The sequence below is a fragment of the Streptomyces sp. SAS_270 genome (assembly GCF_052543295.1).
The window spans coordinates 1-14,935 of sequence record NZ_JBMNDS010000044.1 but is presented as its reverse complement, the minus strand read 5'-3'; the positions used below and the strand labels follow the sequence as shown (position 1 = coordinate 14,935).

General features: G+C 68.4%; 10 protein-coding genes. 3 read left to right on the top strand and 7 right to left on the bottom strand.

Annotation, left to right across the window (positions count from 1 at the left end; translation table 11 throughout):
• Positions 1–75: 75 nt before the first annotated feature.
• The 3 genes from ACN6LB_RS26400 to ACN6LB_RS26390 are packed head-to-tail and all read left to right on the top strand — an operon-like array spanning position 76 to position 3,165.
• The gene (locus ACN6LB_RS26400; RefSeq protein WP_445028096.1) at positions 76–1,056 is read left to right on the top strand and encodes an ABC transporter permease; all 981 of its coding nucleotides are present in this window, start codon (positions 76–78) and stop codon (positions 1,054–1,056) included.
• 11 nt (positions 1,057–1,067) lie between these two features.
• Positions 1,068–2,093 (top strand): ABC transporter ATP-binding protein, encoded by a 1,026-nt coding sequence (locus ACN6LB_RS26395; protein WP_445028095.1) that lies wholly within the window; start codon positions 1,068–1,070, stop codon positions 2,091–2,093.
• 25 nt (positions 2,094–2,118) lie between these two features.
• On the top strand, positions 2,119–3,165 hold the full coding sequence (locus ACN6LB_RS26390; protein WP_445028094.1) for an ABC transporter ATP-binding protein: 1,047 nt from the start codon (positions 2,119–2,121) through the stop codon (positions 3,163–3,165).
• A gap of 263 nt (positions 3,166–3,428) precedes the next feature.
• Here ACN6LB_RS26390 and ACN6LB_RS26385 read toward each other — a convergent pair whose 3' ends face one another.
• The 7 genes from ACN6LB_RS26385 to ACN6LB_RS26355 form a co-directional block, all read right to left on the bottom strand.
• Positions 3,429–4,478, bottom strand: a complete 1,050-nt coding sequence (locus ACN6LB_RS26385; RefSeq protein WP_445028135.1) for an ABC transporter ATP-binding protein — start codon at positions 4,476–4,478, stop codon at positions 3,429–3,431.
• Positions 4,479–4,576: 98 nt separating this feature from the next.
• Positions 4,577–5,641: an ABC transporter ATP-binding protein gene (locus tag ACN6LB_RS26380; RefSeq protein WP_356136816.1), complete on the bottom strand. Its 1,065-nt coding sequence runs from the start codon at positions 5,639–5,641 to the stop codon at positions 4,577–4,579.
• A 59-nt stretch (positions 5,642–5,700) separates the two neighbouring features.
• Entirely contained in the window at positions 5,701–6,678 is a 978-nt protein-coding gene (locus tag ACN6LB_RS26375) for an ABC transporter permease (RefSeq protein WP_356136814.1), read from the bottom strand.
• An 89-nt stretch (positions 6,679–6,767) separates the two neighbouring features.
• Entirely contained in the window at positions 6,768–8,564 is a 1,797-nt protein-coding gene (locus ACN6LB_RS26370) for an ABC transporter substrate-binding protein (RefSeq protein ID WP_445028093.1), read from the bottom strand.
• Positions 8,565–8,621: 57 nt separating this feature from the next.
• A complete protein-coding gene (locus ACN6LB_RS26365) occupies positions 8,622–9,650 on the bottom strand; it encodes an ABC transporter permease (RefSeq protein WP_445028092.1) in 1,029 nt (342 codons plus the stop codon).
• A gap of 639 nt (positions 9,651–10,289) precedes the next feature.
• Positions 10,290–12,197: a translational GTPase TypA gene (gene typA, locus ACN6LB_RS26360; RefSeq protein WP_445028091.1), complete on the bottom strand. Its 1,908-nt coding sequence runs from the start codon at positions 12,195–12,197 to the stop codon at positions 10,290–10,292.
• 233 nt (positions 12,198–12,430) lie between these two features.
• Positions 12,431–14,701, bottom strand: a complete 2,271-nt coding sequence (locus ACN6LB_RS26355; protein ID WP_445028090.1) for an ABC transporter family substrate-binding protein — start codon at positions 14,699–14,701, stop codon at positions 12,431–12,433.
• Between the last annotated feature and the right edge of the window lie 234 nt (positions 14,702–14,935).

Below are 14,935 nucleotides of genomic sequence, written 5' to 3'. Positions count from 1 at the left end.
GATCTAAGGCCGTGGACAAGATCGCCAGCCCCGCCCCTCTTCCCCCTTCGGCATCCGTCAGGAAAACCCACTGCCATGCTCCGCTTCCTTGTTCGACGAATCCTCGGCGCCGCGGTGATCCTCGTGATCATCAGCGCCATCGTGTTCGTCCTGTTCTACGCCGCCCCGCGCGACCCCGCCCGCATCGCCTGCGGCAAGGCCTGCACCCCCGAAACACTGGAGCTGGTGCGGAAGAACCTGGGGATCGCCGATCCGTTTCCCGTCCAGTACTGGGACTGGCTCAAGGGCATCTTCGTAGGACGTGACTACACGCACTTCGGCCACTGCCCGGCCCCGTGCCTCGGCTACTCCTTCCAGAACGATCAGCCGGTCCTCCAGACCATCGGGGACCGCTTCCCGACCACCCTGTCGCTGTCGCTCGGCAGTTCGGCCATCTACCTCGTCTTCGGCATCGGCGCGGGCATGCTCGCCGCGGTCAAGCAGGGCAAGGCCGTGGACAAGATCGCCAGCTCCGCCTCGCTGATCGCGTCCTCGATGCAGATCTACGTCGTCGGTGTCCTCGCCACCTGGCTGCTCGTCGACCAGTGGCACCTGCTCGACCGTGCCAGTTACACCCCCTTCACGGAGAACCCGGCGGCCTGGGCCAAGGGCCTGCTGGTGCCGTGGATCGTGCTCTCCCTGATCTGGACGGCCAACTACACGCGTATGACGCGCTCCCAGATGGTCGAGGTCCTCAGCGAGGACTACGTCCGCACGGCGCGCGCCAAGGGCATGTCCCGCCGTACGGTCTTCTTCCGCTTCGCCTGGCGCGGCGCGATGGGTCCGATCGTCACGATCTTCGGTCTCGACCTCGGTGTGCTGCTCGGCGGCGCCATCATCACCGAGTCGACCTTCAGCCTCCAGGGGCTCGGCATGCTCTCGGTCAAGGCGGTCAGCACCAACGACCTGCCGATCCTGCTCGGTGTCGTCCTGGTCGCCGCGGGCGCGATCGTCGTCTTCAACATCATCGTCGACGCCTTGTACGCCCTCATCGACCCGCGCGTGCGCCTCGCTTAAGGAGAGACCTCATGACCACCCCCTTCCTCTCCGTGCGCGACCTGCGCGTCCACTTCTCCACCGAGGACGGTGTCGTCAAGGCCGTCGACGGGCTCTCCTTCGACGTGGAGAAGGGCAAGACCCTCGGCATCGTGGGCGAGTCCGGCTCCGGCAAGTCCGTCACCAACATGGCGGTCCTGGGCCTGCACGACCCCCGCAACACCGCTCTCGACGGTGAGATCCTGCTCGACGGCAAGGAGCTCATCACCGCCACGGAGAAGGAGCTGGAGCAGCTCCGCGGCAACAAGATGTCCATGATCTTCCAGGACGCGCTGGCCTCCCTGTCGCCGTACCACACAATCGGCGCGCAGATCTCGGAGACGTACCGCAAGCACACGGGTGCCTCCAAGAAGGAGGCCCGGGCGCGCTCGATCGAGATGCTGACGCGCGTCGGGATCCCGCAGCCGGACATCCGGGTGGACGACTACCCGCACCAGTTCTCCGGCGGTATGCGCCAGCGCGCGATGATCGCGATGGCCCTTGTCTGCGACCCCGAGCTGCTGATCGCCGACGAGCCCACCACCGCGCTCGACGTGACAGTCCAGGCCCAGATCATGGACCTGCTCAAGGACCTCCAGCAGGAGTTCGGCACCGCGATCATCTTCATCACCCACGACCTCGGCGTGATCGCCGACATAGCCGACGACGTCCTGGTGATGTACGGCGGCCGGTGCGTGGAGCGCGGCACCAAGAAGGAGGTGCTGCGGCGCCCGCAGCACCCGTACACACTGGGCCTGCTGAGCTCGATGCCGAGCCTTGAGGGGCCGGTCGACGTGCCCCTGTCGCCCATTCCGGGCTCGCCGCCCTCGCTGCTGAACCCGCCCACGGGCTGCCGCTTCCACCCGCGGTGCACCTTCGCGGAGAAGGTCTCGGGCGGGCTGTGCTCCTCGCAGCAGCCGGCGCTGGAGATCGTGGACGGACGTGGCAGCGCCTGCCACCTCAGCGCGGCACAGAAGGGCGAGTTCTTCGCCGAGTTCGCCGCCACTCGGGCCAACTGACGTAAAGAGACGGGACTTCACCACCATGAGCAGCACCAATCCCCTCCTGGACGTCTCCGGTCTGACCAAGCACTTCCCGGTCAAGGGAGGCTTCCCGATCCGTCGTACGGTCGGGGCCGTCCAGGCCGTGGACGGGCTCGACTTCCAGGTCGCCGAGGGCGAGAGCCTCGGCCTGGTCGGCGAGTCCGGCTGTGGCAAGTCGACGACGGGCCGCCTGATCACGCGTCTCCTGGAGCCGACCGCGGGCAAGATCTCGTATCGCGGTCAGGACATCACGCACGCGAACCGCCGCCAGCTCGCGCCGGTCCGCTCCGAGATCCAGATGATCTTCCAGGACCCGTACGCGTCGCTGAACCCGCGACAGACGGTCGGCAAGATCATCGCGGGTCCGATGGAGATCAACGGCATCGACCCGGCGGGCGGCCGCGAGAAGCGTGTCCGCGAACTGCTGGAGACCGTGGGCCTCAACCCGGAGCACTACAACCGCTTCCCGCACGAGTTCTCCGGCGGCCAGCGCCAGCGCATCGGCGTCGCCCGCGCGCTCGCCCTGGAGCCGAAGCTGATCGTGGCGGACGAGCCGGTCTCCGCGCTGGACGTCTCCATCCAGGCACAGGTCGTCAACCTGCTCCAGGATCTCCAGCGGGACCTGGGCATCGCGTTCGTGTTCATCGCCCACGACCTCGCGATCGTCCGGCACTTCTCGCAGCGCGTCGCGGTCATGTACCTCGGCAAGATCGTCGAGATCGCCGACCGGGCCGACCTGTACGAGAACCCGCGCCATCCCTACACGCGCGCGCTGCTGTCCGCCGTGCCCGAGGCGACGGCGGACGACGTCCCGGCCCGCGACCGCATCCGGCTCGTCGGTGACGTGCCCTCGCCGCTCAACCCGCCGTCGGGCTGCCGCTTCCGCACCCGCTGCTGGAAGGCGACGGAGAAGTGCGCCACGGACGCGCCGCCGCTCGTCCAGGTCGAGGGCAACCGTGAGGGCCACCTGACGGCGTGCCACTACCCTGAGACCGCGGAGACCATCCCGGCACCCCGCCTCTCCAAGGACCCCGAGGCAGCGGCCTGACACACCCCGTTCCACCGTCAGCCGCGGCCGACGGAACTGGCTTTCGCCGGCCCATTGACCCGAGCCCGAATCCCAGTTCCTGGGGAAACAGAAGGCCCGCGCACCCTTCGGGGCTGTGCGGGCCTTCGTCTTGACCAGGGCGTGAGGCCCCGGTCTCGCTACCCTGAGGGCATGGACTACGCGCAGATGCGCGCGAACGGTCCCGAGACGTGGACGGTCGAAACGGGAGCCTTCCGGCGATACGGGAAGGCAGGGGACCCCCGCTAGCCCTCTTCGGTCTCCTTCTCCAATGCCGCCAGCGCCGGGTCCAGCACGATGTCCTCGGCGCGTGCCTCGATCGTCGGGTCCTCGGGGAAGTGGCAGGCGGTCAGGTGGCCTTCGTGGTTGCCGGAGAGACGGATGAGCGGGGGTTCCTCGGCCGCGCACCTGTCCTGGGCCTTCCAGCAGCGGGTGCGGAAGCGGCAGCCCGACGGAGGGGCGATGGGTGAGGGGACGTCGCCCTCCAGGCGGATGCGCTCCTTCTTCTCGGCGTCGATGTCCGCGTCGGGGACGGCGGACATCAGGGCGTGGGTGTAGGGGTGGCGGGGGCGGGTGTACAGCGACGTGCGGTCCGCGACCTCCACGATCTTGCCGAGGTACATGACGGCGACGCGGTGCGAGAAGTGCCGTACGACGGCGAGGTCGTGGGCGATGAACACGAACGCGATGCCCATCTCGCGCTGGACCTCCTGGAGGAGGTTGACGACCTGCGCCTGGATCGAGACGTCGAGGGCGGAGACCGGCTCGTCCGCCACGATCAGCTTGGGTGACAGCGCCAACGCCCTTGCCACACCGATGCGTTGGCGCTGGCCGCCGGAGAACTCGTGCGGGAAGCGGTTGTAGTGCTCGGGGTTGAGGCCGACGGTCTCCAGCAGTTCGCGTACGCGGGCCTCGCGGCCTCCGGGCGGCTGAATGCCGTTGATCTCCATCGGGCCGGAGATGATCGTGCCGACCGTCTGCCGAGGGTTCAGCGACGCGTACGGATCCTGGAAGATCATCTGGATCTCGGAGCGGATCGGGGCCAGTTGGCGGCGGGTCGCCCGGCTGATGTCCTTCCCGCGGTACGAGATGGTGCCCTCGGTGGGCTCCAGGAGACGGGTCAGCAGCCGTCCCGTCGTGGACTTCCCGCAACCCGACTCCCCGACCAGGCCCAGGCTTTCGCCGGGCAGGACGTCGAAGGAGATGCCGTCCACGGCCTGTACCTGGCCGACCGTGCGGCGGATGGGGAAGCCGCCCTTCACCGGGAAGTACTTCCTCAGGTCGCGCACACTCATGAGGGGTTCGTCCGGATCGACGTCCCGCTGCCCGGGGATCACGTCCGCCACCGCCACGGCCTCTGCCTCGCTCTTCTCCTCGTGCACAGTCAGTCTCCTCAGCCCAGCCGGGGCTTGATCGTCTCGGTGAAGATCCGGTTCTTCTGTTCCGGGGTGAGATGGCAGGCGGAGCCGCGCCCCGGCGGAAGTTCCGGGCGCACGTCCACGCAGCGGTCGGGGCCCTCGACCTCCAGCCGGAAGGCGCAGCGCGGATGGAACGGGCACCCCGAGGGCGGGTTCAGCAGCGACGGCGGCGCGCCCGGAATCGGTGTCAGCGGCTCGTCGACGTCCGCCGACAGACGCGGCATGGAGCCGAGCAGCCCCCAGGTGTAGGGGTGTCGGGGCGACTTGAGCACCTCGCGGACGGTGCCGCGCTCGACCGCCCGGCCCGCGTACATCACGAGCAGGTCGTCCGCCATGTCGGCGACCACCCCGAGGTCATGGGTGATCATGATGATGGCCGAACCGAACTCCTGCTGAAGGTCCTTGAGCAGATCGAGGATCTGCGCCTGGACGGTCACGTCGAGGGCGGTGGTCGGCTCGTCGGCGATCAGCAGGTCCGGGTTGCAGACCAGTGCCATCGCGATCATCGCGCGCTGGCGCATACCGCCGCTGAACTGGTGCGGGTAGTCGTCCACGCGCTGTGCGGGGTGCGGGATGCCGACCTTCTCCAGCATCTCCACCGCCCGCTGCCGCGCCTCCTTCCTTGAGGCCCCGGTGTGCTTGCGGAACGGCTCGCCGATCTGCCGTCCCACCGTGTGGTACGGCGACAGCGCGGTCAGCGCGTCCTGGAAGATCATCGCCATCTTGTTGCCGCGGAGCTTCTCGAACTCGCTCTCCGTGGCGGTGATCAGCTCCTTGCCGTCGAGGACGATCTCGCCCTCGACGGTGGTCGACACCGGGTTGTGCAGGCCCAGCACGGTCAGGTTGGTCACCGACTTACCCGAACCCGACTCGCCGACGATGCCGAGCGTCGAGCCGCGCTCCACCTCGAAGGAGAGCCCGTCGACCGCCTTGACGACACCGTCCTCGGTGGAGAACCGCACATGCAGGTCGCGGACCGCGAGGAACGCGCGGGAACCGTCGGGGGCCGAGGCGTCCTCCGGCTTGGTGAGTGTGGTCACGGCGCCTTCTTCTCCAGTGGGGCCACGTGGTCGCTTCCACGGTGGCCTTCTTCGCGCGTCTACGACAGACGTACGCGTGGATCGATCACCGCGTACAGGGCGTCCACGATGACGTTGAGCAGGAGGATGAACGCGGCGCTGAAGAGCATCACGCCCATCAGCTTGGGCAGGTCCTTGCCGACGACGGACTCCACGGCGAGCCGTCCGATGCCCGCGAGCCCGAACGTGTACTCGGTGACGACGGCTCCGCCGAGCAGCGCGGACAGGTCCATGCCGAGGATGGTGGCGATGGGGATGAGCGAGCCGCGCCAGGCGTACCGGAAGAAGACGTACCGGCCGGTCATGCCCTTCGCGCGGGCGGCGCGCACATGTTCCTCCTGGAGCTGCTCGATCATCGCCGAGCGCGCCATGCGCGTGTAGTTGGCCGTGAAGATCACGGACATCACCAGCCAGGGGATCAGCAGGCCCGCGAACCACTGGGCCGGATTCTCCGTGAGCGGCACGTACTTGGGCTTGTCCAGCAGGCCGGTGCTGTACACGAAGATGCCGAGGACGACCGGGCCGAGGAAGTAGATCTGCATCGAGCTGAGGACGAGCGAGATGCTGCTGAAGGTCTTGTCGAGCCAGGTGCCGCGGAAGCGGGCGGCGATGAGACCGGTGCCGAGGCCGACGACGAGGAAGACGATCAGGCCGCCGACGGTGAGGGACAGGGTGAGCGGGAAGCGGTCCATGATCGTGGACCAGACCATCTGCTGGTCGCGGAAGGACACCCCGAAGCAGGGCGCCGGACAGTGCCCCACCGCGAAGTCGCGCCCGGCGAAGATCCCGACGAGGAACTTCCAGTACTGCACCGGGACCGGCTGGTCCAGCCCCAGGTTGCGGTGGATGATCGCCAGCGCGTCCGGTGTGCAGTTCTTGCCGCACGCGAGCGTCGCCGGGTCCTGCGGGATGGCGTAGTACATGAAGAAGGTGAAGGCGCTGATCAGCAGGAGGATGAGCATCGCGCCGAACGTCCGGCGCAGAAGGAATCGAAGCATGGCGAACGCTGCTCCCAGAACGGCGGCCGGGGACGGGGGTCCGGGTCCCGGGGGCGCGCCCGCGAAGGCGTGCCCCCGGGATGGCCGGCTCAGCTCTTCAGGAAGATGCGGGTGGGGTCGGTGTAGCTGATGACCGTGGAGTAGCGCAGGCCGCCGACGTTGGAGCCGGCGAGCTGGAACACCTTGGTGTAGTAGATCGGCGACGCGGGGTTGACCTTGGTGCTGATGTACTGGTTGAGCGCGGTCCAGGCCTTGGTGGCCTCCGCGGTGTCCGTGATCTTCAGGATGCGGGCGATCTCGGAGTTCACGTGGTCGTCGTTGATGTGCGAGTAGTTCGACGAACCGTCCTGGATCTGTGTGCCGTCGTACACCGGCGGGATGACGGTGGAGGCGGACGGCCAGTCCTGGCCCCAGCCGGTCATGTAGATGTCGAGGCCGTTCTTGACCTTGCCGACCTCCTCGTACCAGGTGGCGGCGTCGATCTCCTTCTTCTGGACGTCCAGGCCGATCTTCGACAGGGCGTTCTCGACGAGCACGGCCTGCTGCTGGCGGACGGGGATGTTGGCATAGCCGTAGACGATCTTCCTGCCCTTGGCGCCGGCCTCGTCGATCAGCTTCTTGGCCCGGGCGATGTCGCCGTTGGGGTGCTTGGCGCGGTCGAAGGGGTCGAAGTCCTTCTGGTAGCCCGGGGTGGTGGGCGACATCAGGTTGTCGGCGACCTCGCCGCCGTACGCGCCGCCGTCGGCCTTGTACACGGCGGTGGCCGGCATGGCGTAGGTGATCGCGTCGCGGATCCGCTTGTCCTTGATGCGGTCGAGGTTGAAGTTCATCTGCCACACGTACGGCGCGTAGCCCTGGACCGTGCGTTTCATCGCGGCGGCGTCGCTGACGACCTTCTGCACCTGGGTCGTGGCGACCTGGCCGGTGAACATGACGGCGTTCTTGGCGTCGCCGCGGTCGGCGAGGAGCGTCTTGGTCTGGTCCTCGTCGTCGTGGTTGATGTCGATGTCGAAGCCGTCGACGTACTGGTGGCGCATCGGGTCGGTCTTCGCGTCCCAGTTGGGGTTCCTGACCAGCTTCACGTTCTTGCCGGCCTTGAACTCCGAGATCCGGTACGGCCCGACGGCGACCGGCCTGGTGTCGTACTTGGCCTTGGTGTCGGTCTTCTCGGGGACCACGCAGTAGCCGGCCATGGTGAGGGCCTGCGGCAGGTCGGGCTGCGGGACGCCGAAGTGGAAGACGACCGTCTTGTCGTCGGGGGTCGCGAGCACGGTGTCCGGCAGGTGCTTGCCCTTGAAGGGTCCTGCGTACGCCTTGCGGTAGGTGGTGCCCGCGCCCGACAGCCACTGCTGGATGTAGGTGGGGCCGTCGGTGATGAACGGGTCGTAGAGCCGCTCGAAGGTGTGCCGGATGTCGTTGGCGTCGATCACATGGCCGGTCTCGTCCTTGATCCCGCTCTTCAGGGTGTACGTCCAGGTCCTGCCGCCGTCCGACATCCTGCCGGGGTCGGTGGCGAGGTCGCCCACGACGGTGAGATGGCCCTTGGCGTCCTCCTTGTAGGTGGTCAGGCCGCGGAAGATGAGCTTGGCGAGCAGTCCCGCGTCGCTGACGTACATCTGGCCCGGGTCGAGGTGCGAGAAGTCGTCCTCCTCGTAGACCTGGACCGTTCCTCCCGACTTGGCACCCGTGACCTCCTCGGCGGGACCGGTGGAATCCTGTGCGGTGCCCATCTTCACCGCCGTCGCCTGCGAGGCGGCTTCCTTCTTGTTCTTGCTCTTGCCGGTGTCGCCGCCGCTGTCACTCTTGCTGCAGCCGGCCAGCGCCAGGGCGCCGGCCGCCACGGCGACGACGGCCGTCCGCGTGGTGCGGGAACTGAGGATGCTCATGGAGTCGAGTCACCTGCCTGTGAGTAGTGACCGTGCTTAGTGATCCATTTCGAGCGATCAGCGGCCCGTCTTGGGATCGAAGGCGTCCCGGACGGAGTCGCCGAGGAGGTTGAACGCCACGACGAAGACGACCATGGCGATGCCCGGGAAGAACATGTAGACGGGGTCCTGCTCGTAGATGTTCGAACCGATGGCGAACATCCGGCCCCAGTCCGGGGTGGGCTCGGAGTAGCCGACGCCCACGAAGGAGAGGAACGCGACCGAGAGGATGGTGTTGGGCAGCATGTACGTGCCCTGCACCAGGATCGGTGTGACGAGGTTGGGCAGCAGTTCCTTGCGGATGATCCGCCAGGGCGAGGCGCCCGCGACCCGTGCGGCCTCGACGAACTCCCGCTCGCGCAGCGAGAGAGTCACCGCCCGGACCAGCCTGGCCAGCCCCATCCAGCCGAGGAACCACAGCACGCTGATGATCGCGACCGCGTGGATGTAGGTGGGGGTCTCCTCGTCGGGGGCGACGAACACCGCGGTGATCACCGGCATCGCCGCGATCAGGAACAGCTGCTGCGGGAAGGCGAGCAGGAAGTCCGTGAGCCGGCCCAGCCAGTAGTCGACCCTGCCGCCGAAGTAGCCGCCGACCAGGCCGATCACGACGCCCATGAGCACCATCGCGACGGTCGCCGCGAGCGCCGTGTACAGCGAGGTGCGCATGCCGTACAGGAGCTGCGTGAACACATCGCGCCCCAGGGTGGGTTCGATCCCGAACCAGTACTCCGTGGTGATGCCGCCGTTGGGGCCCGAGGGCATGTTGAAGTCGTTCAGGAGGGTGGGGTCGTCCTGGCCGTAGAGGGTGTACGGGTTCTTGCCGTACAGCTTCGAGATCAGCGGAGCGAGGGCCGCCACCAGGAAGAAGAAGAACACCACGTACGCGGCGACCACACCGCTGCGGTCCCGTTTGAACCGGCGCCACATCAGCCGGCCGGGCGAGCGCCCCTCCGGCGTCCTGGGCGGCTCGGGGGCTTTCGCCTCGGCCTTCCGGTCCGCCTCTGCCGGGTTTTCCGCGCCCTCGATCTCGATCGGACTCGTCATGATGCGTCCATTCATGGGTACGCCGAGCCGACGGCCGCCACAGGAGGTGGACGGTCGCGGACCGGGCCATGCGGATCAGGAGAGACGGATGCCTATCGGTCGCCGAGCGGCGGCGCGTTGAGTGCGACAACTCGCATACGGACACGCGTAGTAGGCATGTGATGCCTCCTCATGACTCAGCCGGTGCACGGACACCGGTGCACGGACAGGAGGGGTTTCCGGCGAACCTCCGACACCCCTGACGGAGGGCCGGACACCCCACTGTGCTCGTGAGTCGGCGCTGTCCCCACAGCGCGTGACCCATTGACCCGAGCGTTACGCGGCTAACTATCGGACATGCGCCAGTGACCGACCAGCGTCGCGAGGTCTCGGTTCAGTCACAGCTGAGCCGTACATCTTCCAAGATCTGGACAGCAGGACCCTCGCAAGATGCCCGCGAAACGGACGTATTGCATATCTACCGGGCGAGGCGCTCCGGATTCCGGACACCCGGGGTCGAAAAACCGGTTGCAAAAAGCCCGGGCCTCCCCATCGCGGGGAGGCCCGGGCTCTGCAGACGTCGCGCCAGCTGACTGTGGATCAGCTGACGGTCGATCAGTGGATCGGCCTACGGCGACAAGCCGGGCCGGCCGGCGGTGATCAGCCGTGCTTGGCGCGGCTCGCGGTGCGGCCGCGCTCCTTCTGGTCCAGGACGACCTTGCGGATGCGCACGGCCTCCGGGGTCACCTCGACGCACTCGTCGTCGCGGCAGAACTCCAGGGACTGCTCCAGGGAGAGCTTGCGCGGCGGGACGATCGCCTCGAACGAGTCGGCGGCGGCGGAGCGCATGTTGGTGAGCTTCTTCTCCTTGGTGATGTTCACGTCCATGTCGTCGGCGCGCGAGTTCTCGCCGACGATCATGCCCTCGTACACCTCGGTGCCGGGGTCGGTGAACAGCACACCGCGCTCCTGGAGGTTCGTCATCGCGAACGCGGTGACGGCACCGGCGCGGTCGGCGACCAGGGAGCCGTTGTTACGGGTCTTCAGCTCGCCGAACCACGGCTCGTGGCCCTCGTGGATGGAGTGCGCGATGCCCGTACCGCGGGTGCCCGTCAGGAACTCCGTACGGAAGCCGATGAGGCCGCGGGAGGGGACGACGAACTCCAGACGGACCCAGCCGGAGCCGTGGTTCGACATGTTGTCCATGCGGCCCTTGCGGACGCCCATGAGCTGCGTGACCGCGCCCATGTGCTCCTCGGGGACGTCGATCGTCATGCGCTCGACCGGCTCGTGCGTCTTGCCGCCGATCTCCTGGGTGACCACCTGCGGCTTGCCGATGGTCAGCTCGAAGCCCTCGCGGCGCATCTGCTCGACCAGGATGGCGAGCGCGAGCTCACCACGGCCCTGGACCTCCCAGGCGTCCGGGCGCTCGGTGTCGAGCACACGGAGGGAGACGTTACCGATCAGCTCGCGGTCCAGGCGGTCCTTGACCTGGCGCGCGGTGACCTTGCGGTCCTTGACCGCGGCCTTGGCGGAGGCGCCCTTGCCGGTGCCGCCGCGGCCGACCAGCGGCGAGGTGTTCGTGCCGATGGTCATGGAGATCGCGGGCTCGTCGACCGTGATGAGCGGCAGCGCGATCGGGTTCTCGGTGTCGGCGAGGGTCTCACCGATCATGATGTCCGGGATACCGGCGACGGCGCAGATGTCACCGGGGCCGGCCATCTCGGCGGGCTTGCGGGTGAGCGCCTCGGTCATCAGCAGTTCGGTGATGCGTACGTTGCTGATGGTGCCGTCGCGCTTGATCCACGCGACCGTCTGGCCCTTGCGGAGCTCGCCCTGCTCGACGCGCAGCAGCGCGATACGGCCGAGGAAGTTGTCGGCGTCCAGGTTGGTGACGTGCGCCTGGAGGGGGGCCGCCTCGTCGTACGACGGGGCCGGGACGTGCTGGAGGATCGTGGAGAAGAACGGCTCCAGGCTGTCGCTGTCCGCCGGGACCGTGCCGTTCTCCGGCTTGGTCAGCGAGGCGACACCGTCACGCGCACACGCGTAGACGATGGGGAACTCGATCTGCTCCTCGTCCGCGTCCAGGTCCAGGAAGAGGTCGTACGTCTCGTTGACGACCTCGTCGATCCGGGAGTCCGGGCGGTCGGTCTTGTTGATGCACAGGATGACCGGCAGACGCTGCTGAAGCGCCTTGCGCAGCACGAAGCGGGTCTGCGGCAGCGGGCCCTCGGAGGCGTCGACAAGGAGCACGACGGCGTCCACCATCGACAGGCCGCGCTCGACCTCACCACCGAAGTCGGCGTGGCCGGGGGTGTCGATGATGTTGATCGTGATGACGTCGCCGCCATCCTTCGGGTGGTACTTGACCGCCGTGTTCTTCGCCAGGATCGTGATGCCCTTCTCACGCTCCAGGTCGTTCGAGTCCATCATGCGGTCGTCGAGCGACTCGGCGGCGTGCGCGGCGAAGGCACCGGCCTGCTTGAGCATGGCGTCGACGAGAGTCGTCTTGCCGTGGTCGACGTGGGCGACGATGGCGACGTTGCGGATGTCGTGGCGCGTGGCCATATTGAGGCGCTTCTCCCGGAGTGAGTGGACGGCCTCCGCTGCGCGGGGCCTGCCGGGCTGAACACGCCTCGGCCTTACCCCATCGTACGTGGCGTTGACAGACCCGGCCTCCGCAGGGCCCTCCGGGCGGTCCGGAGAGGGACGGCGAAGCCGCGTCACTCCAGGCAATCGTGCCGCTGTGACTGTGCCCACTCGTCGCCCAGCGGGACGAGTGGGCACAGTGGCGGGGCCTCCTACTTGGGCGAAGCGCTCGCCGAAGGCTTCGTCGTCTTCTTCAGGAAGCCCATGTCCTCGTACACCGGGGTCTGGAAGCCGAAGGCGCCGGCGTTGGCGAGGTCGGGGCGGGCGGCGGTGAGCTGGGGGCGCTGGTAGAGGGGGATCGAGCCGGCGGCGGCCCAGATGCGGGCGTCGGCCTTGCGGACCAGGTCCCGCGACTCGTCCTCGTCCAGCGTGGCAACCGCCTGATCGAACAACTGATCGACCCGATCCGTGCCGACGCGCGTGTAGTTCTGCTCCACGCTCAGCGAACCGTCGGCGGCGGGCACCGGCTTCGCGAAGATCGGCCGCGCGTCGGTCGCCGGGAAGGCGGACGCCGGCCAGGAGTACAGCGCCAGGTCGTACTGCCCGGACGCGATGTGGTCCTTGAAGTAGCTGTCGTCGGAGACCTTGGAGATCTCCGTACGGATGCCGATCCGCTGCAGCATGCCCGCGATGCGGTCGGCGACGGCCCGCAGGGACTCCGACCCGGGCCCGGAGGGCAGCACGAACCGCAGGGTCAGCGGCTTGCCGTCCTTGGCGAGCACCTTGGCCGCCGAACCCCCGGGCGCCGCCGTGCCCTTGGGGGCGTACGCCCCGGGCGCGCCCCCCTGCTTGGCGGGCTTGTGCGCGTACTGCTTGCCGTCCAGCTGCTTGCCCGCCTGCTCCTCGGCATGCTGCCCCGAGTGCTTCGAGCCGTGCTTCTCGCTGTGCTTCTTCGTGTGGTCCTTGGGGTCCTTCTTCTTCTCCTGGCCGGCTTCGGACGGCTTGTTGTCCTCGCCGACGATGTACGTGCCGTCATCGCCCGAGGAGTCGTCCGAGGAATCGCCGGAGCCCTTGCTGCCGGATGCCTTGGACCCGGCCGCCTTCTTGGTCTTCGCCGCGTCCTTCTCCTTGACGGGCCCGCCGGGCACCCACCCGGCGTCGGAGAGCAGCGCCTGCGCCTCCGCGGTGTCCTGCCCGCCGAGGGCCCCGCTGTTGTCGGCGTACGCCTGCTGCCCCGCGAGCGCGAGATGGCTGCCGACGGGAACGGCGGGCAGTCCCAGCGGCTTCAGCACGACCCCGGCGAGCGCCTTGCGGTCGAGCGCGCGGGCCACGGCCCGCCGCACGCGCTCGTCGGCCAGCGGCCCTTCGCCGCCGTTGAGGGCGAGCTGCGTGTAGGCGGGTTCGAGGGACTTGCGGACCACGAAGCCGCGCAGCGCCGACTGCTGGTCGGCGTACTTCGTGATGGCCTTCTGCCGCTTCCCGCGCGCACTCTTCTCGTCGGCGGCGGCCTCCTCGTCGGAGCCGTGGGCGAGTGCCCAGGACCGCAGCGCCTTGGCGGGCGGGCCTGCGGCGCCGGGCCCCTGCAAGGGGGTGCTGCCCTTGTCGCGGGCGGCTCGGGTGATCCGCTCGGCCTCGCCGGGGTCGATCTCGGCGAGGTCCAGCTTCCCGGCTGCGAGCGCGGCGGCCCGCTTCTCGCGCGGTACGGCACGCAGCACCAGCTCGGAGAGCTTGGCGGGGCGGCCCCACCAGCGGTCGTTGCGGGTGAGGGTGACCTCGCCGTCCTTGCGGTCGACCTTCTTCACCGTGAAGGGGCCGGCGGTGGCCTTCAGCTTCCGGCGCGCGCCGTCGTTGAAGGCGTCCGGGGAGCCCATGACGTCCTTCGGGTACAGCGGCGAGAACAGCGCCTTCCAGTCGGCGTACGGCTTGCTGAAGGTGACCTTGACCTCCAGGTTGTTCGCCCCGCGCTCGATCTTCTCGATGCGTTCGTAGCCGGCGTTGCGGGCGGTCCAGTACGCGGTGTCCTTGCCGGACAGGGCGCGCCACTGGGCGGCGAAGTCGGCGGCGCCGATCTCCCGGCCGTCGCTCCACACTGCCTGCTGGTTGAGCTTGTAGAGCACGACCTGCTTGGGCTCGCGATCGACCACCTTCGCGGACTCCAGGTAGTCCGCGTCGCGCTGCGGGCGGCCCATCGCGTCGAGCCGGTACATGGAGGGCAGGACGGCCCCCGCGACCCGGGAGGTGCCCGCGTCGGCGTCCGACTGGAAGGCGTTGAGGGTCTCCGGGACGGCGTCGACGGCCCAGTGGAGGGTGCCGCCGTCCGCGATCAGGTCGCGTGCGGCGGGCGCGATGTCCTGCCCGGCGAGGGGCTTGCCCGCCTGGTCCTCGGCGCTGCACGCGGCGAGGGCGGGTACCGCGAGCGCGCCCGCGGTGAGGAAGGCGACCGAGCGCATCACCGCGCGCAGTCCGACGCCGTCGTGGGACATCACTGCAACCTCCGGGGCTGGGCCGGTTCTGATCACGATTGGCGGTATATGGAGCTGATCAGATGTATGGGGCCACTGAAGGGGAGGGACAGCCCTCCGGAGCGACGACACGGCGTGAACGCCACCGAACCCCACCCATGCGGCGCAACAACAGAGGGGTTTTCGGCCCGTCCGGCGTTTGAGGACGAGGCCGTCCAGGCCGAAAAGGGGGGCCTGGGGGCGCAGCCCCCAAGT